This window comes from Neorhizobium petrolearium (assembly GCF_029854435.1).
In the GTDB taxonomy this organism is placed as follows: Bacteria; Pseudomonadota; Alphaproteobacteria; order Rhizobiales; family Rhizobiaceae; genus Neorhizobium; species Neorhizobium petrolearium.
In genome coordinates, this window is record NZ_CP123000.1 from 4052056 (window position 1) to 4075082 (window position 23027).

At 57.2% G+C, this 23027-nt stretch carries 19 protein-coding genes; 17 read left to right on the forward strand and 2 right to left on the reverse strand.

From position 1 onward, the window contains the following. Nucleotides 1-74 precede the first annotated feature (74 nt). The 11 genes from soxC to arfA all read left to right on the forward strand — a co-directional run bounded on the left by soxC (nt 75) and on the right by arfA (nt 12886). Nucleotides 75-1346, forward strand: coding sequence for a sulfite dehydrogenase (gene soxC / locus QEO92_RS19790; RefSeq protein ID WP_227704166.1), 1272 nt, complete (start codon nt 75-77; stop codon nt 1344-1346). After that, a complete protein-coding gene (locus QEO92_RS19795; RefSeq protein WP_227704167.1) occupies nt 1330-2019 on the forward strand; it encodes a c-type cytochrome in 690 nt (229 codons plus the stop codon). The genes soxC and QEO92_RS19795 overlap by 17 nt, the downstream gene beginning before the upstream one ends. Before the next feature lie 119 nt (nt 2020-2138). Continuing rightward, nucleotides 2139-2585 carry a pseudoazurin gene (locus QEO92_RS19800; protein WP_227704168.1) on the forward strand — a complete coding sequence of 149 codons (447 nt, stop codon included), beginning with the start codon at nt 2139-2141 and terminating at the stop codon, nt 2583-2585. Nucleotides 2586-2785: 200 nt separating this feature from the next. After that, on the forward strand, nt 2786-3175 hold the full coding sequence (locus QEO92_RS19805) for a DUF302 domain-containing protein (protein WP_227704169.1): 390 nt from the start codon (nt 2786-2788) through the stop codon (nt 3173-3175). A gap of 275 nt (nt 3176-3450) precedes the next feature. Beyond that, nucleotides 3451-5304, forward strand: a complete 1854-nt coding sequence (locus tag QEO92_RS19810; RefSeq protein ID WP_037153427.1) for a heavy metal translocating P-type ATPase — start codon at nt 3451-3453, stop codon at nt 5302-5304. A gap of 204 nt (nt 5305-5508) precedes the next feature. Beyond that, nucleotides 5509-7407 (forward strand): ABC transporter substrate-binding protein, encoded by a 1899-nt coding sequence (locus tag QEO92_RS19815; RefSeq protein ID WP_227704170.1) that lies wholly within the window; start codon nt 5509-5511, stop codon nt 7405-7407. Nucleotides 7408-7467: 60 nt separating this feature from the next. Further along, nucleotides 7468-8475 (forward strand): ABC transporter permease, encoded by a 1008-nt coding sequence (locus tag QEO92_RS19820; RefSeq protein WP_227704171.1) that lies wholly within the window; start codon nt 7468-7470, stop codon nt 8473-8475. Then, entirely contained in the window at nt 8472-9332 is an 861-nt protein-coding gene (locus QEO92_RS19825; protein ID WP_037153437.1) for an ABC transporter permease, read from the forward strand. The genes QEO92_RS19820 and QEO92_RS19825 overlap by 4 nt, the downstream gene beginning before the upstream one ends. Then, the gene (locus QEO92_RS19830) at nt 9332-10396 is read left to right on the forward strand and encodes an ABC transporter ATP-binding protein (protein WP_227705222.1); all 1065 of its coding nucleotides are present in this window, start codon (nt 9332-9334) and stop codon (nt 10394-10396) included. The genes QEO92_RS19825 and QEO92_RS19830 overlap by 1 nt, the downstream gene beginning before the upstream one ends. Then, entirely contained in the window at nt 10396-11292 is an 897-nt protein-coding gene (locus tag QEO92_RS19835) for an ABC transporter ATP-binding protein (RefSeq protein WP_407721597.1), read from the forward strand. The genes QEO92_RS19830 and QEO92_RS19835 overlap by 1 nt, the downstream gene beginning before the upstream one ends. 46 nt (nt 11293-11338) lie before the next feature. Continuing rightward, complete coding sequence (arfA, locus tag QEO92_RS19840; RefSeq protein WP_407722142.1) at nt 11339-12886, forward strand: arabinosylfuranosidase ArfA; 1548 nt, start codon at nt 11339-11341, stop codon at nt 12884-12886. Nucleotides 12887-12895: 9 nt separating this feature from the next. Here the strand turns inward: arfA and QEO92_RS19845 are convergent, their stop codons facing one another. Continuing rightward, nucleotides 12896-13822 carry an ArsR/SmtB family transcription factor gene (locus QEO92_RS19845; RefSeq protein ID WP_227704174.1) on the reverse strand — a complete coding sequence of 309 codons (927 nt, stop codon included), beginning with the start codon at nt 13820-13822 and terminating at the stop codon, nt 12896-12898. A gap of 1066 nt (nt 13823-14888) precedes the next feature. Here QEO92_RS19845 and QEO92_RS19850 point away from each other — a divergent pair. The 6 genes from QEO92_RS19850 to QEO92_RS19875 are packed head-to-tail and all read left to right on the forward strand — an operon-like array spanning nt 14889 to nt 21631. Beyond that, nucleotides 14889-16613, forward strand: a complete 1725-nt coding sequence (locus QEO92_RS19850; protein ID WP_227704175.1) for a putative bifunctional diguanylate cyclase/phosphodiesterase — start codon at nt 14889-14891, stop codon at nt 16611-16613. A gap of 49 nt (nt 16614-16662) precedes the next feature. After that, nucleotides 16663-17181, forward strand: a complete 519-nt coding sequence (locus QEO92_RS19855) for a ubiquinone biosynthesis methyltransferase UbiE (RefSeq protein ID WP_227704176.1) — start codon at nt 16663-16665, stop codon at nt 17179-17181. Next, complete coding sequence (locus QEO92_RS19860; RefSeq protein ID WP_227704177.1) at nt 17178-18356, forward strand: class I SAM-dependent methyltransferase; 1179 nt, start codon at nt 17178-17180, stop codon at nt 18354-18356. Before QEO92_RS19855 ends, QEO92_RS19860 begins: the two co-directional genes overlap by 4 nt. Beyond that, nucleotides 18353-20713, forward strand: a complete 2361-nt coding sequence (locus QEO92_RS19865) for a SpoIIE family protein phosphatase (RefSeq protein WP_227704178.1) — start codon at nt 18353-18355, stop codon at nt 20711-20713. Before QEO92_RS19860 ends, QEO92_RS19865 begins: the two co-directional genes overlap by 4 nt. Nucleotides 20714-20717: 4 nt before the next feature. Beyond that, entirely contained in the window at nt 20718-21278 is a 561-nt protein-coding gene (locus tag QEO92_RS19870; RefSeq protein ID WP_227704179.1) for a slr1658 superfamily regulator, read from the forward strand. 14 nt (nt 21279-21292) lie between these two features. Next, on the forward strand, nt 21293-21631 hold the full coding sequence (locus tag QEO92_RS19875; RefSeq protein ID WP_037153852.1) for a slr1659 superfamily regulator: 339 nt from the start codon (nt 21293-21295) through the stop codon (nt 21629-21631). A 25-nt stretch (nt 21632-21656) separates the two neighbouring features. On the opposite strand, the gene QEO92_RS19880 is transcribed toward QEO92_RS19875, so the two are convergent. Further along, on the reverse strand, nt 21657-22802 hold the full coding sequence (locus QEO92_RS19880; protein WP_227704180.1) for a helix-turn-helix domain-containing protein: 1146 nt from the start codon (nt 22800-22802) through the stop codon (nt 21657-21659). Nucleotides 22803-23027: the final 225 nt, after the last annotated feature.

The following is a 23027-nucleotide window of genomic DNA, read 5'->3' on the forward strand; positions in this document are numbered from 1 at the left end:
TGGCAGATGGATTGCGGCGTGATATATAGAAAAAATTGAATATGTTTTATGAGTCATCTGTTCGGGAGGAACTGATGAAGACCGAGACAACCAAGACAACGCGCCGTGCCCTTCTCAGGGCCGGTTTCGCAGGCGGCGCGGCGGCACTTGCCACCGGCACGGCGGCCGGTGCGCGGGCCGCCGGCGATCCGGCAATTACCGAAATCCAGGATTGGAACCGCTATCCGGGAAAGGGGGTGGATGCAACGCCTTATGGGTCGCCTTCTTCATTCGAGGCTCATGTCATCCGCAAGAACGTCCCCTGGCTGACCTCCGATCCCATCTCGTCAGTCAATTTCACGCCCCTGCATGAGATCGACGGCATCATTACCCCGAGCGGCCTGTGTTTCGAGCGTCATCATGGCGGCATTGCCGAGATCGATCCGAACGCGCATCGGCTCATGGTCCACGGCATGGTGGACAAGCCCCTTGTCTTTACGATGGCCGACCTGAAGCGCTTCCCAAGGGAGAACCGCGTCTACTTCCTGGAATGCGCGGCGAATTCGGGGATGGAATGGCGCGGAGCGCAACTGAACGGCTGCCAGTACACGCATGGCATGGTGCACTGCGTCATGTACACCGGCGTCTCGCTCAAGACTATCCTGAATGAGGCAGGCGTGAAGCCGGAAGGCAAGTGGCTTCTGGCGGAAGGAGCAGACGCTTCGGCGATGACGCGATCGATCCCGCTTGAGAAGGCATTGGACGACTGCATGGTCGCTTTCGGAATGAACGGAGAGGCGCTCCGTCCCGAACAGGGCTATCCCGTCCGCCTCGTGGTTCCCGGCTGGGAAGGCAATATGTGGATCAAATGGCTAAGGCGCCTCGAAATCGGGGACCAGCCCTGGCAGCAACGCGAAGAGACGTCGAAATACACGGACCTTCTCGCCAACGGCAAGGCGCGCCGTTTCACCTTCCTGATGGACGTGAAATCCGTCATCACCAACCCCAGCCCGCAGGCGCCGATCAGGCATGGCAAAGGTCCGCTCGTGCTGACCGGGGTTGCATGGTCCGGCAACGGGCGGATCAGGCGCGTCGACGTCTCCGTCGACGGCGGCCGCAACTGGCACACGGCGCGTATCGACGGGCCGGGCCTGCCAAAGGCGTTGCACCGCTTCTACTACGAATTCGACTGGGACGGCTCTGAACTGTTCCTGCAATCCCGCGCGATCGACGAGGCTGGTTTCGTGCAGCCGACAAAGGACCAGTTGAGAAGCGTGCGCGGCACCAATTCCATCTATCACAACAACGGCATCCAGACCTGGCACGTCACCGAGGAAGGGAGGATCGAGAATGTCGAAATTTCGTAAGCCGCTGCTCATCATCGGCCTATCCGTTCTGGCTAGCGCCGCCACTGCTCTGGCGGGAGATGGAGAACATTTCAAGCTCGGGCGCGTCGCAACTCCCGATGAGCTGCTTGCCTGGGACATCGACGTTCGTCCCGACGGTCTCGGATTGCCTGATGGACGGGGTACAGTGGCCCATGGGATGGAAATCTTTGACGAGAACTGCGCGTCCTGCCATGGCGATTTCGGCGAAGCCGTCGGCCGGTGGCCTGTCCTGGCGGGCGGGAAAGGGACGCTTCAGGCAGATCGGCCGGAGAAGACCATCGGTTCCTATTGGCCCTATCTCTCCACCGTTTTCGACTATGTCCGCCGTGCGATGCCATTCGGCAATGCCCGGTCACTATCGGATGACGACGTCTACGCTTTGACCGCATATCTCCTCTACCTCAACGACGTCGTGACGGATGACGAGTTCGAACTCTCCAAGGAGAATTTTGCCGACATCAAGCTACCGAACGAGGTCAACTTCACCGACGACGACCGTACGAAGGAACCGTTCTATGCCGACAAATCGGAGCCGTGCATGGAAAATTGCAAACCCGACAAGGCGACCATAAAGGCGCATGCCGCGATCCTCGACGTGACGCCGGAAGATGCCGGCGAGGATGACCAGCCGGCGAGCGGTGGAATAGAATAGACGGGTCGCCAGTTCGGATCCGATCCGCTCTGAAATCGATGACAAAGCCGTTGCTACACGGCCGCCGATGACCAACCCGCGATCAAGATCAGATCCCCATTCATACAAGGGAGAATTACATGAAGAGGATTATCCTGGCAGCCGTATTGGCCCTGATGACTGTAACCCCTGGTTTCGCGATAGCCGCCGATCACAGGGTCGAGATGAGGAACAAGGGCTCTGATGGGAGCGCGATGATATTCGAACCGCGCCTGGTCAGGGCTGAGGTCGGCGACACGGTGACCTTCGTCGCGATCGACAAGGGCCACAATTCCAGCGCCATAAAGAAGGGCGTTCCCGACGGCACTGCTGAGTGGAAAGGCGAGATCAATCAGGAAATTACCGTAAAGATCGAGGCTCCCGGCGTGTATATGTTCCAATGCACGCCGCATTTCGGCATGGGAATGATTGGCGCCATCGTTGCAGGCCAACCGGTGAATCTCGAAGCTGTCAAGGCAATAAAATTTCCCGGCAAGGCGAAGCAGGTCGCATCGGAAATATTCGCGGAGATCGAGGCGGATGATTGAGCTCGATTTGAGGATTGGCCGGCCGGCCTGCTCGAAAACGCCACCAAATGGGCGCGCACGGCGATACGGCGGTTTCCGCGCCGATATTCTGTTCCCCCCGAACTGATGTCCGAAATCAGGGCTGCATTGCGCAAGATCAGTGCCCGCCATGATGGATGCCCTACATAACCCAATGCGACGTAGAGTTGGGAGTTGAGATAATGGCTTATACCTTAGACAAGACAATCGACGGGTCGACATTCAACGAGGTGGTCGAAAGGACCAAAGCGGCTCTTTCGAACAATGGCTTTGGCGTTCTCACCGAAATTGACGTCAAGGCGACGATGAAGAAGAAGCTGAATACCGATCTTGATGATTACCTCATCCTGGGCGCATGCAATCCGGGCATGGCTTTCGAGGCGATCAAGATGGAGCCAAAGGTCGGAGCGATGCTGCCCTGCAACGTCATCATTCGATCCCTCGGCGATGAGGGCGTCATGGTCAGCGCCATCGACCCCGTAGCCTCCATGCAGGCGATCGATAATGACGCCTTGAAGGAAACGGCGGGGAAGGTTAGGGGAATGCTGGCGGTCGTCGTTCAGGCGATATAACCGGCCCTTCGGAGATCGTGATGAAAAGGCAGAAGTTGGGTGGAAACACCGAGGGCGGATGCTGCCGGGGCCGGAATCGGCAATGATGACATGCTGCATGATTCGGCCGAAGTCTCCGACACGAATTGGACCGGCATCACCATGGTCAGGATGGCAGTGTCTGCTCAACGCGCTTTTCTGACGGACAAAATAAGGTGGTGTCCGTCATCTGAAAGTTGGGCCGCTGTTTTTCGGAGCGCCTGCGGCAATCGCCTCGGCCGAGGGAGTTGAGCCGCGTGGAATATGCAAGCGCCGATCGATTGAAGAAGGCCCTCCTTTTGATTGCGCTGGCCGGCCTCGTGACGGGACTTGCCCTTTACTCTGCAGGCAGGATCGATGCGGCCGGCATCGTATGGTCGGCAGGGGTCGTCCCCGTCCTGGCCGCGCTTCTGGTGGAGATTCTGCGCAGTCTATTCAGGGGAGAGGTCGGGCTCGACATCGTGGCGGCCTTGTCCATGTCGTCGGCGCTGGCATTCGGCGAGACGCTGGCGGCCGCCGTCGTCGCTGTGATGTTTTCCGGCGGCACTTTCCTCGAGAGCTTCGCCGAAGGCCGCGCTAGGCGCGAAATGCAGGATCTCCTCTCGCGCGTGCCACGGGTCGCGACCCGGCATCGCGACGGGGCGCTGGAGGATGTACCGCTCGACGATATCGAACCGGGCGACCGGTTGCTGATCCGGCAAGGCGATACGGTGCCCGTGGACGGCACGATTGCGTCCGACACGGCCTTCCTCGACACCTCCGCGCTGACGGGAGAATCCCTGCCCGTCCGGCTTGCTCGCGACAGGGAGGCGATGAGCGGTTCGACCAATGCGGGCGAGGCATTCGACCTCAAAGCAATACGCCGCGCGAGGGAAAGCACCTATGCCGGGATTGTCCGCCTCGTAGAGGAGGCGCAGAAGTCGAAAGCACCCATGTCGCGGCTGGCAGACCGCTGGTCGCTCGGCTTCCTCGCGGTGACGGTCGCGCTGGCTTCGACCGCCTGGTGGTTCACAAGCGATCCGATCCGGGCCGTTGCCGTGTTGGTGGTGGCCACGCCCTGCCCTCTGATCCTTGCAGTGCCGGTGGCGCTGGTGGCGGGCCTTTCGCGCGCAGCGCATTTCGGAGTTCTCATCAAGGGTGCCAAGCCACTCGAGGCGATGGCGCGAATACGAACCCTGATTGTTGACAAGACAGGTACGTTGACGGAAGGGCGTCCGCGGATCGTCTCGATCGACAGTCACATCGGCATCTCCGAAGTGGAGATCCTCCGCTTCGCCGCGGCGCTTGAGCAGGCATCGCAGCATCCCGTCGCACAGGCTATTGTCGCCATCGCGAAGGAACAGGGCCTCACTCTGCCGGTACCCTCGGAAGTCGCCGAGATTCCCGGCGAGGGCGTCGTTGGAAGTGTCCAGGGTCGCAAGATTGTAGTGGGTGGCGCAAGTTTCGTGGCAAGGCGCATCGGGCAGACATCGGACAATCATTCATCTCTCGCGGCAGGATCCGTTCTCGTCGCCGTGGCGGTCGACGGTAAGATGGCGGGACATCTGGTAATGGCCGATCCCTTGCGCAAAGGGGTGGAAACCATGTTCAAGCGGCTTCGGCAGGAGGGCGTGGCGCGGATCCTTCTGGCGACCGGCGATCGTCCCGAGGTGGCCGAACGCGTGGCGGAAGGTCTTGGTCTCGATGGTCTTCGGGCCGGGCTGACCCCGGATCAGAAAGTTCTCCTTGTCCTCACCGAGCGCAAGAACGGCCCTGTCATGATGGTCGGCGACGGAGTCAACGACGCACCGGCGCTCGCCGCTGCGGATGTGGGCGTCGCTATGGGGGCTCGAGGCGCTGCCGCCTCCGCCGAGGCCGCCGACGTCGTGCTGCTCGTCGACCAGGTCGACCGGCTCGGACCTGGGATCGTGATCGCCCGGCGCGCCCGCCGCATCGCGATTGAAAGCGTCGTCGCCGGGATCAGTCTGTCCGTGCTTGGCATGGTCGCTGCAGCCTTCGGCTACCTCACGCCGGTTCAGGGCGCACTGCTTCAGGAAATCATTGACGTTGCTGTCATCCTGAACGCCTTGCGCGCTCTGCGCATCACGCCGCCCGAACTCCCGGACGGCTAAGGCATGAATCACATCTCAATTGATAGACCCTGAGCCTAGCTCGCTCACTGCTGGCAGAGTTAGCTCAATCATCGACATCAGCTCAGTTTATATCCGATATTGTGATATAGATCACATTATATGTTGACTTCTATCTCCGGCTGTTAGACTATCACTCCCGTTCGGATAGCCGATGAGCACGCTGGAAACTGGGAGGATAACGGCATGCTTTCGAGAAGGACATTCATGTGGCTCGCGGGTACATTTCTCGCGACCAGGCCGGCGCTTGGGCAGGTGCCGGGCGGCGATTTGCCCCGAGATCAGTTGCTGATCCTGGAAAATCCAGAAGGCACAATTAAGAATGCCGGCTGGTTCAACATTTGGGCCATCAATGCAGGTGGCCAGACTACCGGCCTGCACCAGAACGCGATGGATACATTCTGGTATATTGACCCAGATCACGGGATCAACGGCGTCTGGGACAATTCTCTAGCAACCGAAAAGCCGATCTATAATAAAAACTTCACGGAAATGACCGTGAAGTTGAGGTCGGGTATCTTCTGGAGCGACGGGGTGGAATTCACGGCTGACGACGTGGTGTTCACGATCGAGACGCACATGAAGACCAGTGGACTGCGTTGGAGCGCTCCGGTTCAGGTCAATGTGGCCGCGATCGAGAAAAAGAGCCCGACTGAGGTACTCTTCAAGCTCAAGAAACCCAACTCACGCTTCCACGCTCTGTTTACCGTCCGCTGGAACGCGATGTGGATGATGCCGAAACACGTCTTCGAGAAAGTTGGCGACGTGCTGAAATTCGACTTCAATCCGCCAGTGTCGCTGGGCGCATATACGCTCCACAATTTCGACCGTGGTGGCAAATGGTTCATCTGGAAGAAGCGGGACGATTGGCAACGGACGACAGTCGCGCGCTATGGCGAGCCCGGTCCTGGCTATCTCGCGTACATCGATCCGGGACCACCTGAAAAGCGCGTCATCGAGCAGCTCAATCACCGGCTCGACGTCATTCACGATCTTTCGCCCGAAGGCATGTTTACGCTCGCGAAGGATTCTCCGTCTTCGGTGAGTTGGTTCAAGGGTTTCCCTTATGCCCACCCGGACCCGACGCTTCCTTCTGTCATCTTCAATCATCGGCTGGAGAAGTTCCAGAACAAGGATGTCCGCTGGGCACTCGCGTTGCTGATCGATATCAAGGCCGTCAGCATGGCTTCCTATCGTGGCGCGGCGACAATCTCGGCCATCGGCGTGCCGCCTACGGGACTATATCCGAAATATTACTTCGAACCAATGGAGCAATGGCTTACTGGCTTCGAGCTCGATACCGGCAAACGGAAGATCAAACCTTACGACCCGACGGTGGGCAAGCAGATCGCCGATATGCTTCGGCCTTCGCTCAAGGATCAGATACCATCGGACCCCGCGGATATTGCGACCGCCTTCGGCAGAGGCTGGTGGAAGCCCGACCCGGAAGCGGCAACCGAGCTCCTCCAGAGGGCAGGCTTCACCAAACAGGGTGAGCGCTGGTTCCAGCCGAATGGCGAGCCGTTCACCGTGAAGGTTATGGTCGAAGGCGACCTTCGACCCGTCATGACGCGTGCAGGCTCGATCATTGCACAGCAATGGCGGCGTTTCGGCATCGATGCCAATATCGACGTCGCTCAGGGAACAATGCTCGACCGTCGTGGTGTCGGCGACTTCGATACGTTCATCGGCTGGAGCGTCGAAACCTGGGGCGGTCACCCAGACCTCTCCTTCTTCCTTGACAGCTGGCATTCGCAGTTCGTGGTCGATGTCGGCAAGGTGCAGCCGCCGAGAAACTGGCAGCGCTGGGCCGAACCTCGGCTGGACAAGATCATCGAAGAGATCCGCACGATTGATTTCGACGATCCGCGCGGCGTTGAACTCGGCCTCGAGTATCTGAAGCTGGCGGCGGCTGAGATGCCGATCATTCCGCTGATGGCATACAACGTGTTCGCGACGATGGACACAACCTATTGGACCGGCTTCCCGAGCCTTGCCACGAAGCCCTACACGAATCCGGTCTCCAACTGGGGCAACACAAAATACATGATGGTCAATCTGAAGCCGACCAAACCGGCGAAGTGACCGGGCCCGTCCGGCGTTCCCAGCACCGGGCGGAACCTCTTTCCAAGACATGAGGCATCAATGCGATCCTACGTCATCTACGTGGGCAAGCGCGTTTTGCAATTCGCGCTTGTCGTTTTCGTCGGTATCAGCATCACGTTTCTGATCACCCATCTGACGCCGATCGATCCGGTCGAGCATGCCGTCGCACAAGTCAGTACATTTGGCTTTTCCAGCCCTGAATCCATCGAGCTTCTCCGGCAGTCGTTGCGGGAGCTTTACGGAGTGGGCGACAATCTATGGGAGGAGTATCTCGTCTTCTGGCAACGACTTGCCACGCTCGACTTCGGTCCATCGTTGTCGGCATTCCCCACACCCGTGAGTGAACTGATCGGAAGAGCCATCCCCTGGACGATAGGACTCCTTACGGTATCAACCATTTTGAGTTGGTTCATCGGCAATATCATCGGCGGACTGGCCGGCTATTACAGCCGAAATCGGGTCCTCCGGATAATTGGCATGATCATGATGGGCCTGCATCCGGTCCCATATTACATCGTCGCCTTCGTCCTCTTGATCGCCTTTACCTTCGTGCTGCCGATCTTGCCAAGCAGCGGCGGCTACGAGATGAACATGAGGCCCGGATGGACGCTTCAGTTCATCGGCAGTGTTCTGCTTCATTCCATCCTGCCTTCGTTTTCCCTTATCCTTGTCGGTGTCGGAAGCTGGTTCATGGGCATGCGCGCGTTGGTCTCAAACATCGTGACCGACGATTATGTTACCTACGCGTCTCTTGCCGGAGTACCCGAGAGACGGCTGGTGACCTCCTATGTGATGCGCAACGCCTTCCTGCCGCAGATCACCGGCCTTGCGATGTCGATTGGTGCGATCTTCAATGGCGCAGTCATCACCGAACAGGTCTTCGGATATCCAGGGATTGGCCGCCTTCTGGTCGAGGCGGTTCATGCGGCCGATTACTCGCTCGTCCTCGGTATCACGTCGATCGCCATCATCGCGGTGTCGGCCGCCGTCTTCATCATCGACATTATCTACCCATTGATCGATCCACGCGTACAGGTGACCCAATGATTGCCGTCTTTAGGGACCTGTTCCGCTACAACGGCGAATTCGCCATCGGCTTCATGATCATGGTGATCATCCTCGGCATCGCCGCCGCGTCGTTTTTCTCGCCCTATGAGCCGATCGATTCCTATCTGGTCGCAATGGACGCCCCACCGTCAGCCGAATATGTGTTCGGCACCAATTCGCGCGGCCAGGACATCTTCTGGCAGCTGACGTTCGCGATCCGCAACACGCTCGCCTTCGGCTTCATCGTCGCGCTGATCAGTCGCATTCTCTCTTTGGCGATCGGGCTGGTCTCAGGCTATGTCGGGGGAGCCGTCGATCGCGTCCTGATGTCGATTAACGACACCTTCATCGTCATCCCACTGTTCCCCCTTCTGGTGCTCCTCTACTTCGTCCTGCGGGACGACATGACCTGGTTCGTACTTGCACTTGTAATGGCAGGGCTTGGTTGGGCTTATGACGCCCGATTGATCCGATCAGTCATGATCAGCCTGAGGACCAGGGAGTTCACCAACACCAGCGTTTTTTCCGGCATGTCGATGCCGAGGATCGTCACCCAGGAGCACCTGCCTTACGTGCTGCCGATTGTCTTTTCGACCTTCATGAACAACATGAACTGGTCGATCGGGCTGGAAGTCACGCTTGCGGTGCTGGGTTTTACCGATGTCGATACGCCGACAATCGGCGGCATGATCTTCTGGGCCAACCAGCACAGCGCAATGGTGTCAGGCATCTGGTGGTGGTATTTCTTCCCCACCCTGTTCGTGACGCTGACGTTCATCGGCCTCTTCCTCCTATCCATTTCCATGAACGAGTACATCGATCCGCGAAGCCGGCTCGACCGGATGGGGAATTCGTGATGGCCCAGATCCCCGCCTCATCCGTCCGGCATAGTTCGCACGTGTTAGAAACGCATGATCTGCGCGCCTATTATCGTATGAAATATTTCGGTATCGACCGCGAAGTGCGGGCGGTCGATGGCATCTCGATGCACGTGCGCAAGAACGAGATCTACGGCATCGCCGGCGAATCCAGCTGCGGCAAAACAACTTTCATAAAGGCGATCGCCGCAGCGATCAGGCCGCCCTTGGAAATCGTCGCAGGGCAAGTGAAATACAGCTTCATCAAGGACGGTCTGTATGAGCTGCCTGCGGCAGAACGCTCCGCCATTCGCTGGCGCCACCTATCCTATATTCTTCAGGGCTCGATGAACGTTCTCAATCCCGTTCGGCGGATCCATAAGACGTTTGAAGATTTTGCGTTCCGGCACATGCATTTGGGGCGCGCCGAATTCGATCTCGAGGTTAAGCGTCATCTTGAGCGGCTGCGCCTTCCTGCCGAAATCCTTCGTGCCTACCCGCACGAATTGTCGGGCGGCATGCGACAGCGCGTCTGCATAGCGCTCGCCACCCTCTGCAAGCCTGAATTCATCGTCGCCGATGAGCCCACGACCGCTCTTGATGTCGTTGTCCAGAAAGACGTCCTCGCCATGATCCGCGAGACGCAAAGTCAATTCGGATCATCGATGATCTTCGTGACCCACGACCTGGCGGTTCACGCCAACGTCACGGACCGGCTGGGTATCATGTATGCCGGAAGGCTTGTTGAGGAAGGTCGAACGGCGGATGTTTTTTCCAACCCGATGCATCCCTATACCGCTCATTTGATTGCGAGCCTTCCGAAGATCGGCGACACGCAACCACGTAGCGCACTAAGCGGATCTCCACCCAACCTGGCCGATCCACCCAAGGGGTGCCGCTTCCATCCCCGCTGCCCTCTCGCCATGGAGATTTGTCGGCATGAAAACCCGGCGCTGACGACGCTTGCCGAGGATCATCGGGTGGCATGCTTCGCAGCGAGCGCAAATGTCCAGCCGAGCGACCACGAAAAGCCCGTCGAGGCGGGAACGTTGGGGGCGGTTTGATGAACACGCCTCTTTTGCACCTCGATAGCGTGTCGAAACTTTATAAACGCGGTGGTCTTCTCGGCCGTGAAGAATTTCGGGCTGTCGATAACGTCTCGTTCCATCTCGATGATAAAGAACCGCAGGTCTTCACGATCATCGGCGAATCCGGAAGCGGCAAGACCACGTTGGCCAGAATGATCCTCAACATGGTCCGGCCGACCGCCGGGACGATTTTCTTCAAAGGGCAGGATCTGGCATCGATCCACGGCGGAGGTGCGCGGCGAAGATTCATGAAGGAAGTACAGCCGATCTTCCAGAACCCTTTCGAGGCATTCAATCCCCTGAAGCGCGTCGATCGTTATCTGTTCATGACCGCGAAGAACTTCACAGGCGCAAGCTCATCCGCACAGCATGAAGCGGCGGCCGATGCAGCCTTGAACAAGGTTGGCCTTTCGCTCGGCGAGGTTCGCGGCAGGTTTCCTCACGAGCTGTCCGGAGGACAGTTGCAGCGGGTTGCGATTGCCCGCGCGCTCATCCCCGGCCCTTCGATGATCGTCGCCGACGAGCCTGTCTCGATGGTCGACGCCTCATTGAGAATGTCCATAGTCAATCTGTTTCGGACGCTTCGCGACGACCTGAAGGTGTCGATCATCTATATTACGCACGACCTTGCGACGGCCTATTACGTCAGCGACAGGATCATCATCATGCGCAAGGGCGAAGTTGTCGAAAGTGGTCCGGCACGCACTGTTCTGGAAAACCCGCAGCATTCCTATTCCCAACTCCTGAAGTCCGCCGTTCTGTCCCCCGATCCGCATGGTCACGGCGTGTTGATCGGCGACAGCGCCGCTTCGCAGCAGGCGCGGGCATCGCCACACCCGCATGTCAGCAGTTCAGAGCCGCAGGTGCGCTAGCGGCTGAAATATCCTTTTTTCTTTCATCGGAGCGAGATTTAAGATGATCAAGGCCCAAGTCCGGTTCGACCGGGACTTCATTATTGGTGAAACCGACAAGCGTCTTTTCGGTGCATTCATCGAGCACCTCGGCCGTTGCGTATATGGCGGGATTTTCGAACCCGGCCATCCGACGGCCGACGGCAAGGGGTTCCGGCGAGATGTTCTGGAGCTCGTACGGGAGCTCAATCCGACCATCATGCGCTACCCTGGCGGAAACTTCGTCTCCGGCTACAATTGGGAAGATGGCGTGGGGCCGATCGAGCAGCGCCCCCGTCGGCTCGATCTCGCATGGAAGTCGGTCGATACGAACCACTTCGGGACCAACGAGTTCATGGACTGGTGCCGGGCTGCGGATATCGAACCGATGTTGGCAGTCAACCTCGGCACGCGTGGTCCTGACGAAGCGCGTCACCTGCTCGAATATTGCAACCATCCATCGGGCACCCATCTTTCCGACCTTCGCCGCAAGCATGGCTGGGAGACGCCGCACGACATCAAATTCTGGTGCCTGGGCAATGAGATGGACGGAGGTTGGCAGATGGGGGCAAAAACGGCCGAAGAATACGGTCGCATTGCCACTGAGACAGCCAAGATGATGCGGATGACGGACCCAACGATCGAACTGGCGGCATGCGGATCCTCCGGCCGAAAGATGGCGACCTATGGCGAGTGGGAAAGGATCGTGCTTGAACACACTTTCGACCATGTCGAGTTCATATCTCTGCATACGTATCTCAACAATTATGCCGATGACACGCCTTCCTTCCTGGCAAGTCCTGACTTGATGGACAGCTTTATCGATGAGGTGGTTGCGATCGCAGATGCGGTGGCCGCGCGGCGCCGCTCGCGCAAACGCATTATGCTCAGCTTCGACGAGTGGAACGTCTGGTACCGCACAAGGCGCGGTGAGCATAACCGCGTCAAGGAGGGCTGGCCGGTCGCCCCGCCCATTCTGGAGGAGGAGTATAACATGCAGGACGCGCTTGCCTTCGGCGGCGCCTGCATTTCGCTCCTCAATCACGCCGATCGGGTCAAGGCGGGCTGCCTTGCCCAGTTGGTCAACGCGATCGCCCCGATCATGACCGAGACCGGTGGCCCGGCCTGGCGCCAGACGATCTTCTGGCCATTCTCGGATTTCAGCAACCTCGGCAGAGGTCGGGTGTTGAGAACCAACGTTGACACGCCGACGTATTCAACGCGTTATTATGATCCAACCCACACGGAAGATCTTTATGACAAGATCGATCCGGTGCCTTATCTCAAATTTTCAGCCGTGCATTCGGAGGCGGACAAAACCGTTACGCTGTTCATCTTGAACCGGCATCTCTCCGACGACATGCAAATCGATATTGCTGCGACAGGTTTCGGAAACCTGGGGCTGCAGCGCGCCCATACGCTTCACCACGAGGAGCTTAAGGCCAGCAACACGAAAAACAATCCTGACAAGATCGCCCCCCGCACCTTGCAGGGCGTGGAGGCACTGAGTTCTCGGACCACCGTGACTGTCCCGCCGGCTTCATGGAATGTCGTCCGGTTTAACGCTGCCGCATAAGCTCCGGCTTCAGGCGATATAAAGACGCATCACGATGTCCTGGTCATAATTGCCGAAGCCGCGGCCAAAGATGTTGATGCCTCCCGGATGGGGGGCATTTTCTTCGATCCCGATCTTCATTCGAATGGAATGATGGTCGGCCATGCCGACATCGTCGATAGTGACATTCGAGATGGAAACTCCATCAACAAATGATCCCTGTTTGGTAATCCGGAAGGTTTTCAGCTTGCCGTATTGCGAACCTTCGAGCTTCCACCACTTGGGAGTATAAACGCCGCGCTTGTCACCGTAGTCTCCAGGAGATGTCCACGTCCCTACCTTGTGATCATTGACCCACAACGTGATATCGGACGGCCAATTGACATTCGTCCCTGGAACTTCAGACGACAGCTCCATGGAAAACTCCACCGCCTCGATGGTCGAGTTGAGAAGCCTGGCGTTATTCGGGAACTTGTATTCCACATTCCCGCGCCCGAACCAAATGAGCGCCGCCTGGACCCGACCGGGATCCAGGAAAAAGTCCGGCACGTCAAGCAATCCGATAACACCCTCGGGTGAGCAGAGGCCGCACGGCGCCGACACCTCACAACTCGTGAAGAGGCCCAGCGGCATCGCAACCTCGATCTGGTTACTGTTCTGGCTTTTCTCGGGGGTATCGAAACGAACTATGATCTCGTCATATCGGGCGCTGCATACTTTCTGATTCCCCTTGGTCGCCTTCACCGAATGAGCATCAATCAGCCCCGCCTCTTCCAGCGTCAATATATTTACGGCCACAGTCGATTGAGGCAGCGACAGTGCGGCACTGATCTCGTTGACATTCATTTTGCCGCGATCGTGCAGGAGCTGCAGAATGTTGATCCGGATAGGAGACGCAAGGCCTTTAAGTACCGAACCGCCTGTATTTGCGGATATGGTAAGAAAATTAGGTTTCATGTTCAAAACTGCTGTTGTCGGTCCTTTGTATCAGGATTTTTGATTTGGTAAGAGCGAAATTTTCCAGGCAATAGGCGAGAGCGCGGCAGGTGAGGCAATGAACAGGCTCCCTGTTAATCAACAAGGCTTCGCAATTTCTGGAAATACCCAAATCCACGATCAGCAGACACCTTCATATGGCGGCTGTCGTGAATCCTGACCATGGAGCTTGATAACTGGCAATAAGCATTATTTCAGCAATTTCTTCTACAGGTGTGAAGAGCGCACGAATGGGAGATTTGGCTGGTGACTCGTACAACGATTTTAATGATGGCATTCCTGTCGTCCTGCACGGTTATGCCCGACCATTCCCAGGCTGTGACGTCGATGACGTCGTCGGCGACCGGTTCTGCAAAGAGGGATATGACGGTCACTGCAGCAATCAACAAAACCACGGTTGAGCGCTCGAGGTTCCAGTCTTCGCAGTCGGTACTGGCCTATGGCGGACCCAGTCCTTGGATTTGCACCCCAAGCGGATTTGGCATGAAATCACAGTGCACATCGAAAGCTTCCCTCGACTATTAATCAGGGCGACGGTTGAGATCGGAAGTCCGGAGGCAGACGAGAGAGCCGGATGCCTCGTTCCGTCCGACATGTCGTGCGCCTTTCACCGCCTCTCGGCATTCGGCGAGCTGATCCGTCGGATCGAGCTGGGAGCAGGCACTCCGACCCGGCATCTGACCGGCGGCTCAAAGGAACTTGGTTTCCACGGAGAGTGTACTGAGGCTGGCGGCCATATCCGACAAGGCCGAGAATTTCCGCGGTATTGCCAAGGTTCTACGACAGCATTGGTAATTGGACGCACGCGAGCGCCGAGAATTGCATCTCGAAACCTCCCCCGAGACAAGAAGTAACTGAGAAAATTATTATTTCGCTGGCGGCGTGGCATTGAATGCAACACGTTTTGCGATATTTATTCAGAAATAACTAAATTAGAAAATGCAGTTGAGCCGCATCAAAGCCAAGCGAATGTAAATGGATTAGCAGGATTGTTTTCCGAGAGGACCTTATGGAAGGGGAGGAAAGGATGCCGGACCGGGATGCGACACAGTCTGCTTCTGTCGAGACCGATCTCCTTGCCGACACCGACGACGTGGTCTCTCTTTATGACGAGAGCTTTCATCTTACGGAATATTCGGCAAGGTGCCGACAGAAATATGGCCTCCCGTCTCTGGTCGATACGACCTTGTGGCACGTGTATCCGGAGCTGCTGGCTCCTTTAACGAAATCTGCGGTCGAACTCGTACTTTCGAATGGATTCCCGCGAAAGATCGAGGTTGCAAACGCGAAAACAGCAGATCAGCGCACACTCATCGTTTTCCGCAGCCCTCACGGCTTGGGTGTTGTCGAAACGAATGGTGACTCAAGCCTGCGCGGGACCTACAGCCAGGCTGAGAACGACCGAGCGCTTCTCTTTTACCAAGCTACCCATGATGTTTTAACAGGGCTGCCAAATCGACGGCAGTTCAGCGATCAATTGCGAGACGTTCTGGCCGCATCGAAGAGGGAAAAGTTCGCCCTCATGCAGATCGACCTCGACGATTTTAAACCGGTCAACGACACACTGGGCCACAGTGCAGGCGACATGGTTCTGAAGATGGCTGCCGAACGGATAAGGAGCGTGCTCGGAGAGCAGGAATTCGCTTATCGCTTGGCCGGCGACGAGTTTGCAATCATTCAGCGGAGAAACGCTCAACCTGGGGAAGCGGAACGCCTGGCAGAAGCCCTCGTCCATGCTTTCAGGGAGCCATTCATGGTCGAGGGCCTTAACGTCTTTGTCGGTGCAAGCGTTGGAGTTGCGGTTGCCCCAGCAGATGGAGACGAATTCGAACAGCTCATGAAAGCGGCAGACATTGCACTCTACGCTGCGAAGGAGGATGGCCGGCGCAGGGCGAGGAGGTTTAATCGCTCCATGCTCATGGTTCTGGAACAGCGGGAGACGTTGCGTCGCAGTTTGCGAACTGCGCTCAAAGAGGGGCAATTCTTCATTGAATATCAGCCACTTGTGCAGCCGCCTTTCTCGATCGTAGGCTTCGAAGCGCTATTGCGATGGCGCCATCCCGTCATGGGCATCATTCCACCCGGTCTCTTTATTCCGATGGCCGAGACGGACGGTTTGATGAGCGATATCGGCCAATGGGCTCTTGAACAATCCTGTCGCGAGGCAATGACGTGGCCACCCCACTTCACGGTTGCCGTCAATCTCTCTCCGGCGGAATTCCTGCACGCAGGGCTTACCGATCGTATTGCTCAAACCTTGGATCTTGTCGGAATTCGCGCCGACCGGCTCGAGCTCGAAATCACCGAATCTGTGCTTCTAGAGCGAACGATCAACAATCTTGATACACTCAATACATTGAAAATGCTGGGAGTGCAGATATCGCTTGACGATTTTGGAACCTACTATTCGTCGCTCAGTTATCTGAAAAACTTCCCCTTCGATACGATCAAGATCGACCAGTATTTCATCAAGGATCTCGAGGTCGATAACAAAAGTCAGACGATCGTCCGATCCATTATCGCGCTCGCCCACGGGCTCGGCATGAGCGTCACCGCCGAAGGTGTAGAAACGGCAGAACAGGCCGCTTGGCTCAACAAGAAAGCATGTGATCGGCTGCAGGGATATTTTCTGAGCAAGCCGATGCCCGCCGGGAGGATAGGCGCGTTCCTCAGGAAGTTTACGCTGCCCGTCCCTTTCGGGAATTTCCCCATTCCCAAACCAATGCGACCTTTGGATCCTCGGCGAATGTGACAGTCAATTTTTGAACTTCCTCGGAGTGGATATGGAAGGAGGGACCGGCATGTGTGCAGCCAGCAAGAAGCCTGCGGAAGCGGCCTTCGCGCCTCTGCTCCAGTTCGAGATGGACATGCGAACCTTTCTTTCGGACTGGCAGCATTGCGATCAACTCTCGACCTTCATCGCGCGGATGATCAGCCACAACCGCACGGATCCCATCCGGCATTCGAATTTCTTCTCGTTTGCTCTCAATGAACTGCTGGAGGTATCATTCCGGGGCGGTTCGCCCGAAGGCAGAATAGATTGCATCGTTTATCGACGCGACTTGATGGAGCGTGTGAAGCTCAGCTTCACGTGCCCTTCAGGGCAGCAGGAATTCTACCGTGAGGCGGTTGCGAGAACCCATCAGGAAGATGCGTTCTCGCGCTATCTCGGTGCCATTTCAACGGATCAGACGCCAAACAGGGAAGTCGTTCTTCTTGATCTGGCGATCAACTTCGACGCCGACGTGCATCTGGAGGAACGTGCTCCGGCATCCATAACGTTCGTCGTCGACCTGCCACTTGAAAGGGCCATAAATTGAGTACGACTGTTTTCTCAGCGCCCTTCAATGCGGAGTTCGACGCCAATAGCCAGGAGTTCTCGCTGGCCGGCGTCATCCGGCCGCGCTCGGTCGATGAGATCGCCGCAAGCATTTCCGTGCTCAAAGGGGCTATCGATGACGTGCGCGGGGTTCTCTACATCAATGTGAAACGTCTCGTCCAGATGAACAACACAGCATTCCAGGCCTTTGCACGTGTCGTTCTGGACGCTTGTCGGGCGAGGTCCGATCTTCGCTTCGTGGTAGTGACTTCAAGCGTCGTCGGCTGGACCGAACGCATGTTCAAGCACCTGAACAGGATCGAGCCGCGGGTAACAGTGGAGGTCTACGATTCAAAATTCTATCCCGGCCAAGCCTTCGTCGAGGATACGAGTTTCATTCCGATATTGCGCACGCAGACCAAGATGACCTGGCGCCACGAGCGAACGATCCTTCCCCGTCACGGCATGCGGCCGGGAATCGTGATGGCCGATATCTGCTGCGGCATCGGCGATTTCGCCATGCTTGTCAAAAGGGAGTTCCAGCCGACCCGCATCGTGGCGCTCGACCATTCGAAGGCGAGCCTCGCCTATGCACGCGATATGGCAGCCAGCTTCGGCATTGCCGATATCGAATATACCTATGGCGACGCGTCCGAAATGTTGCTCGAGGACAATCAGTTCGACTTCGTGACCTGCCGCCATTCGCTTCAGATATTCAACCGGCCAACCGTGCTTTTGAAGGAGCTTTACCGGATCTGCAAACCGGGCGGGCGGGTATATATAACCAACGAAAAGAATTCGCACTGCCTGGGAGAACCCCGATCGAAGAGTATTCAATGGACATATAACGAGGTTGCGAAGCTGTTCAGCCACTTTGACATGGATGTGGAGCTTGGGCCCAAGAGCCGCCGATATCTCGTTGACGCCGGCTTTGACGATATCCTCATGGAATCCTTCATGGTCACCAACCTCGACGGAGACCCGCAGGACTTCGCCGATGTCATCGCGGCCTGGGAAAACGTCTACGCCGGAGAAATGGCCATGAAACGTGGCGATCCTCCCGAGTTCATGGAACGCTTCCGCCAGGGTTTCAGCGACCACATCTTTGCAGCCCTTCATCCCAAGGGCTATGCCGGCTGGCCAATCTGGGCGGCATCCGGACGCAAACCGCCATGAGCACGCCCAGTCAGCAGATCGCACGTTTTGGCTTGCGCTCGTTCCGCGCGAAGTTCGTTCTCGTCGTCGGGAGCGCCGTGCTCTTCGATCTGCTCGTGACCGGGGGCCTGGCGCTTTGGAATGTGCAAAGGCTCTCCCGCGATGCAACCGCCGAGGTCGGCCAGGGGCTGGAACAGGCCAATCAGGGCTATATCCGTTCCTACGCGGAAACGACGGCCGAACACGTCAATCTGCTCCTGAACCAGGTCCACTCCGACGTGAACACATTGGCAGGCGTCCTTCAGTCGCAGATCGATCGCCCCTTGAGGGAAACCCAGATCGGGGAGGCAATGGCCCGCGGCGCTCCGGGAACCGTCGACGTGGTTTACGATGCGAAAGGAGGATGGGCCCAGAACCTGCCCGGCCCGTTATCCGTCGTCAGCGTCTGGGGATATCTCTTAGGCCCCGATCACGTTCCGTTGCCCGAAGTTGAGAGGGACATCGAAAACAGTGCCGTCCTTGATCTGGTCGCACCGAGCCTCCTGGCAAACGGTCTTTCGAAGCTGCAGATGTATTACATCGGCCCGAAGGAACGCCCGATCTTCAGGACAGCACCTTACACGGAGCAGGCCCAGACGTTCGACAGGCTCTATCCGGGCCATAACAGCGCGGAATTCTGGACTTTCTTCTTTCCCGGGCTCTACGAGTCCTGGGAGCAATGGGCCACGGATCCGGGGCAGCGTCCGGTCAGCGACGTCATCACTCAAACGGCGCCTTATACGGATGCGATCACCGGCAAGCTCATCGTCAGCTTCTTTCAGCCTCTCTGGTCCCCGGACCGCACGAAGGTTGCAGGCGCCGCCGGCACGGACATCACCCTCGACCAGTTGGCAGAAATCGTCGAGAACGTCAAAGTCGCCGACAATGGCTTCGGCTTCCTGACCATGTCGGACGGCAATGTCGTCGCCATCAATCCCATCGGCGAGAAGATCATCGGCCTGCAGGCATCGAGCGATACGGGTGGCGAAGGCGTGACGGGCCTGAACCGCTCTCTGAGAAGAAGCCTGCAGCCCGAAATCGCGCAACTGCCGCTGGGGGAGGACGGACTGCTGCGCCACATTCTCCTTGATGAAAACGGCGAGAAGGTCCCCTACCTGGTCGTCCTGAAACAGCTGCAGCCGACGAACCTCTGGGTTTCCGGCCCTGTCCGGCGTGAGGCCATGCTGCTCGGCATCGTCGTGCCGGAGCGCGAGATCTACGCCTCGTTGTTTGCCGCCCAGGCAGGAATTTCACAAGCGACGAACCGGATCCTGATCTACCAGATTCTCGCCCTCCTCGTATCCCTGTGCTTCGTCATCGGAGCCGTTTTCGCCATATCGAAGCGTATAACCAGAGGCATCAGCGCGCTCGCCGATGCCGCCAAGCGCATACAGGCCAAGGATTATTCAGTCAGGCTCGATATCCCGACACACGACGAGGTCGGCGAGGCGGGCCTAGCCTTCAATCGCATGGCGGAACAGATCAGCTTCCATACGGAAAATCTCGAGCAGCTCGTCGAGGACAGAACCAAGGAGATCGAAGAGGCAAACCTGCAAATCTCCGCCTTGAATCATAAGTTGCGCAGCGAAAATTTGCGCCTCGGCGCAGAACTCGCCGTCGCACGCCGCATCCAGATGATGGTCCTCCCCAAGGCCCGTGAGCTGGAGGAAATTACCGATCTGGAAATCGCAGCCTATATGCGGCCAGCCGACGAGGTCGGAGGCGATTACTACGATGTCCTGAGGGACGGAAAGCGCCTGAAAATCGGCATCGGCGACGTGACCGGACATGGCCTCGAAAGCGGCGTCCTGATGCTGATGGTCCAATCGACCGCACGAGCCTTGCAGGAAGCGGGCGACATGGATCCGTCGCAATTTCTGAACAGTGTGAACCGAGCCATCTACAAGAACCTCGTCAGGACCAGCACCAACAAACACCTGTCGCTCGCCTTCTTGGATTATGACGGAAAGCGCCTGACCCTTTCGGGCCAGCATGAGGAACTGATCGTTGTCCGCAAGTTGGGAAAGGTGGAGCGGATCGATACGCTGGATCTCGGCCTGCCGATCGGGCTGGAACCGGATATTTCGCCATTCGTGGTAACGCGTGAAGTCTCCTTTGATCGCGACGACATGATTATTCTCCACACCGACGGCGTGACCGAGGCCGAGAATCGCGCCGGTGAGCTTTTCGGCATCGAGCGACTTTGCGAAAGCGCCGGTCGGCGATACGGCCAGAGCGCCGAGGATGTCAAAGTCGGCATCATCGACGACCTGATGACCCATATCGGAACTCAGAAGATTCATGACGACATCACACTCGTTGTTATGAGACACAGGTGAGCGAATGACGACTTTGTACGGATTGGAAGATCTGGCGATCGGAACAGGCGAAAATATAACCAGGCTTTGCCTCTTCGAGGGGCCTCTCGATCTTGGCTGGAAGCACTGCGCGATCACGTCGGATTTCGTCGCCGAGTTCGTCGCCCTGCGCTACCGCGCATCCCGCAGCCTCTACAAGGAGGTTCGGCACAATGTCGGCTATCTGACGAATGAACTCATTGAGAACGCGGTAAAGTTCCGGGCTGCCGGCGAAATCGTCGTGGAAGCCTCGATTGAGGACAATGTCTTCCGGGCAAAAGTCTCCAATCTTATCGAGGAGAAACCAGCCACGCAGTTCCAGCATTTGCTGTCGCAAATCACCATGGGAGATCCTGGCGAGCTTCTCATAAAGCGGATCGAGGCGAATGCGATCGGCACGAACACAAGCAGCTCAGGCCTCGGGCTTCTAACGCTAATGAGCGATTATGGCGCCCACTTTGCGTGGGTTTTTGGATCTGAAGAGCCAGACGGCAAAATTCCGCTGGAAACCTATGCGTCTATCGCAGTTCCGAATGTCTCGAATTGATTGGGCTGTTCAATATGGAAATCAAGCAAGAAGAATATCGCGTCTGGTCGGAGGGTACGGAGATCTATTTCGACGGGTCCATGCGCCTGCCCAGCACGGAAGCCTATGCGCCGATTTTTTCCCTCGTCATGAGTATTCTGGAAACCGAGCCGGATCACATTACCGTGGACCTTACCGGGTTGCAGTTTCTCAATTCATCCGGAATCAACCTGCTCGCGAAGCTCACGATTGAGATACGCAATAAGCCGAATGTTCACTTAACGGTACGCGGAAGCTCCGAATATCATTGGCAATCAAAGTCTCTTCCAAACTTGAAGAAGTTGCATCCGGCGATCGATCTCAGACTTGGTTGACGAAAGCCCTGGCAATAACCCCGGATCAACCTCCAAGGGTTAGCCAGTCGCCGATCGTCGTCCCGTAACGTTGCGTGGCACGAGCGACCGGACCGGTCGGGTGCTCGCTTGCCGCAGTCTTCCGGATCTCACGCGGGCTGAGCCCGAACTCGTGGCTGAAAGCGCGGGTAAAGTTGGCGGCGACGTCGAAACCTGCCGCCTCCGCGATCTGCGAAATCGGCCTGTTATCTGACGGGTTGCTAAGATCGGCATATGCCTGCAGCAATCGACGTTTGCGAATGTAGTTGAGGACGCCCCCGTTCGCTTCGAACAACTGGTAGAGCCGTGTACGGGAGATACCCAACGCGCGGCACATGACGTCAGGCGTCAAATTATCTGAATGAAGGTTGAGGTGAATGTAGCGATGCGCCCGCTCCATCGGGCCCATCGTCTGATCCTGATTGTTATTCAATTTTGTGGACGATGCAGCGCAGGCAACGACCATATCGCCGATCGTTCGTATGATCCGCGGCACCTCCGCTGCCGTCAAATTGCTCAGGTTCGTCTCCAGGCCGTTGATATAGCTGATGAGCAATTCAGCCAGACTGCCGGAGAGGACCACGTTGTTGGCGTTCTGAAGAAGACTTGCATCGCCAGCCAACAGTTCATAGGGCAAGAAGACAAGCACAGTGGTCGAATCGGTTATCCGCCCGCGGTACGGATAGCCAAGGGACCTGAAAAATATCTCATCCGGGCCGGTCTCCGTCACATGGCGACTGACTTCGGTCCAGGCCCGCCCGTTGCGAAGCACACCGACATTCCAATGATCGATCGGGCTCGACCGCAGCATCGCCTGATCCCGGACATAGCTGTATGCCTGCGCGCGCTGCTGGACGATGAGTATCTCGCCGAGGCGCCAACCAATCTGTTCGGCGAAAAAACCGTCGTCCGATGATCTTTCGTCCGGCAGATGAACATCCACAAGCGGCGCCATATGCGACCGCCAGGCTTTGAATTGTTCTTTCGGCGGCAGGTCTTGCGTCGAAAATCGCAATGGCACCAAAGCAGGTGGAACATCCAGGCGATCTTCTTTCTCCGGCGACGGTTCGCGCGGCCAGCGCCGTCGCTCCATCTGGGCCGGCCATTCCTGTTCCTCAGCGGGTTTATCTTCAGACCCGGACTTTGTAGCCATCCAATTTCTCCAGCGCGTAAGTCGATCCCAGCCGTTGAAATCGAGAGCAGACACTCGTTTTCGCAGCTGAACCTCCGCACAATCCGCCTGGAACAACGGAAGTGGCTGAAACGTCACGCACATAAGCCTTCTATCATATTCCATTTTAAGCAGAAATGTACGGAACGACAATTTTTAGGATGCGGGGATAACGACAATTGCGTCTTGAGACTGTATCTAAGTAAG

Excerpts from the sequence above, each read along its gene's own strand:
- soxC (WP_227704166.1), top strand. The coding sequence starts at position 75 with ATGAAGACCGAGACAACCAAGACAACGCGCCGTGCCCTTCTCAGGGCC.
- QEO92_RS19795 (WP_227704167.1), top strand. The coding sequence starts at position 1,330 with ATGTCGAAATTTCGTAAGCCGCTGCTCATCATCGGCCTATCCGTTCTG.
- QEO92_RS19800 (WP_227704168.1), top strand. The coding sequence starts at position 2,139 with ATGAAGAGGATTATCCTGGCAGCCGTATTGGCCCTGATGACTGTAACC.
- QEO92_RS19805 (WP_227704169.1), top strand. The coding sequence starts at position 2,786 with ATGGCTTATACCTTAGACAAGACAATCGACGGGTCGACATTCAACGAG.
- QEO92_RS19815 (WP_227704170.1), top strand. The coding sequence starts at position 5,509 with ATGCTTTCGAGAAGGACATTCATGTGGCTCGCGGGTACATTTCTCGCG.
- QEO92_RS19820 (WP_227704171.1), top strand. The coding sequence starts at position 7,468 with ATGCGATCCTACGTCATCTACGTGGGCAAGCGCGTTTTGCAATTCGCG.
- QEO92_RS19825 (WP_037153437.1), top strand. The coding sequence starts at position 8,472 with ATGATTGCCGTCTTTAGGGACCTGTTCCGCTACAACGGCGAATTCGCC.
- QEO92_RS19830 (WP_227705222.1), top strand. The coding sequence starts at position 9,332 with ATGGCCCAGATCCCCGCCTCATCCGTCCGGCATAGTTCGCACGTGTTA.
- QEO92_RS19835 (WP_407721597.1), top strand. The coding sequence starts at position 10,396 with ATGAACACGCCTCTTTTGCACCTCGATAGCGTGTCGAAACTTTATAAA.
- QEO92_RS19845 (WP_227704174.1), bottom strand. The coding sequence starts at position 13,822 with ATGAAACCTAATTTTCTTACCATATCCGCAAATACAGGCGGTTCGGTA.
- QEO92_RS19850 (WP_227704175.1), top strand. The coding sequence starts at position 14,889 with ATGCCGGACCGGGATGCGACACAGTCTGCTTCTGTCGAGACCGATCTC.
- QEO92_RS19855 (WP_227704176.1), top strand. The coding sequence starts at position 16,663 with ATGTGTGCAGCCAGCAAGAAGCCTGCGGAAGCGGCCTTCGCGCCTCTG.
- QEO92_RS19865 (WP_227704178.1), top strand. The coding sequence starts at position 18,353 with ATGAGCACGCCCAGTCAGCAGATCGCACGTTTTGGCTTGCGCTCGTTC.
- QEO92_RS19870 (WP_227704179.1), top strand. The coding sequence starts at position 20,718 with ATGACGACTTTGTACGGATTGGAAGATCTGGCGATCGGAACAGGCGAA.
- QEO92_RS19875 (WP_037153852.1), top strand. The coding sequence starts at position 21,293 with ATGGAAATCAAGCAAGAAGAATATCGCGTCTGGTCGGAGGGTACGGAG.
- QEO92_RS19880 (WP_227704180.1), bottom strand. The coding sequence starts at position 22,802 with ATGGCTACAAAGTCCGGGTCTGAAGATAAACCCGCTGAGGAACAGGAA.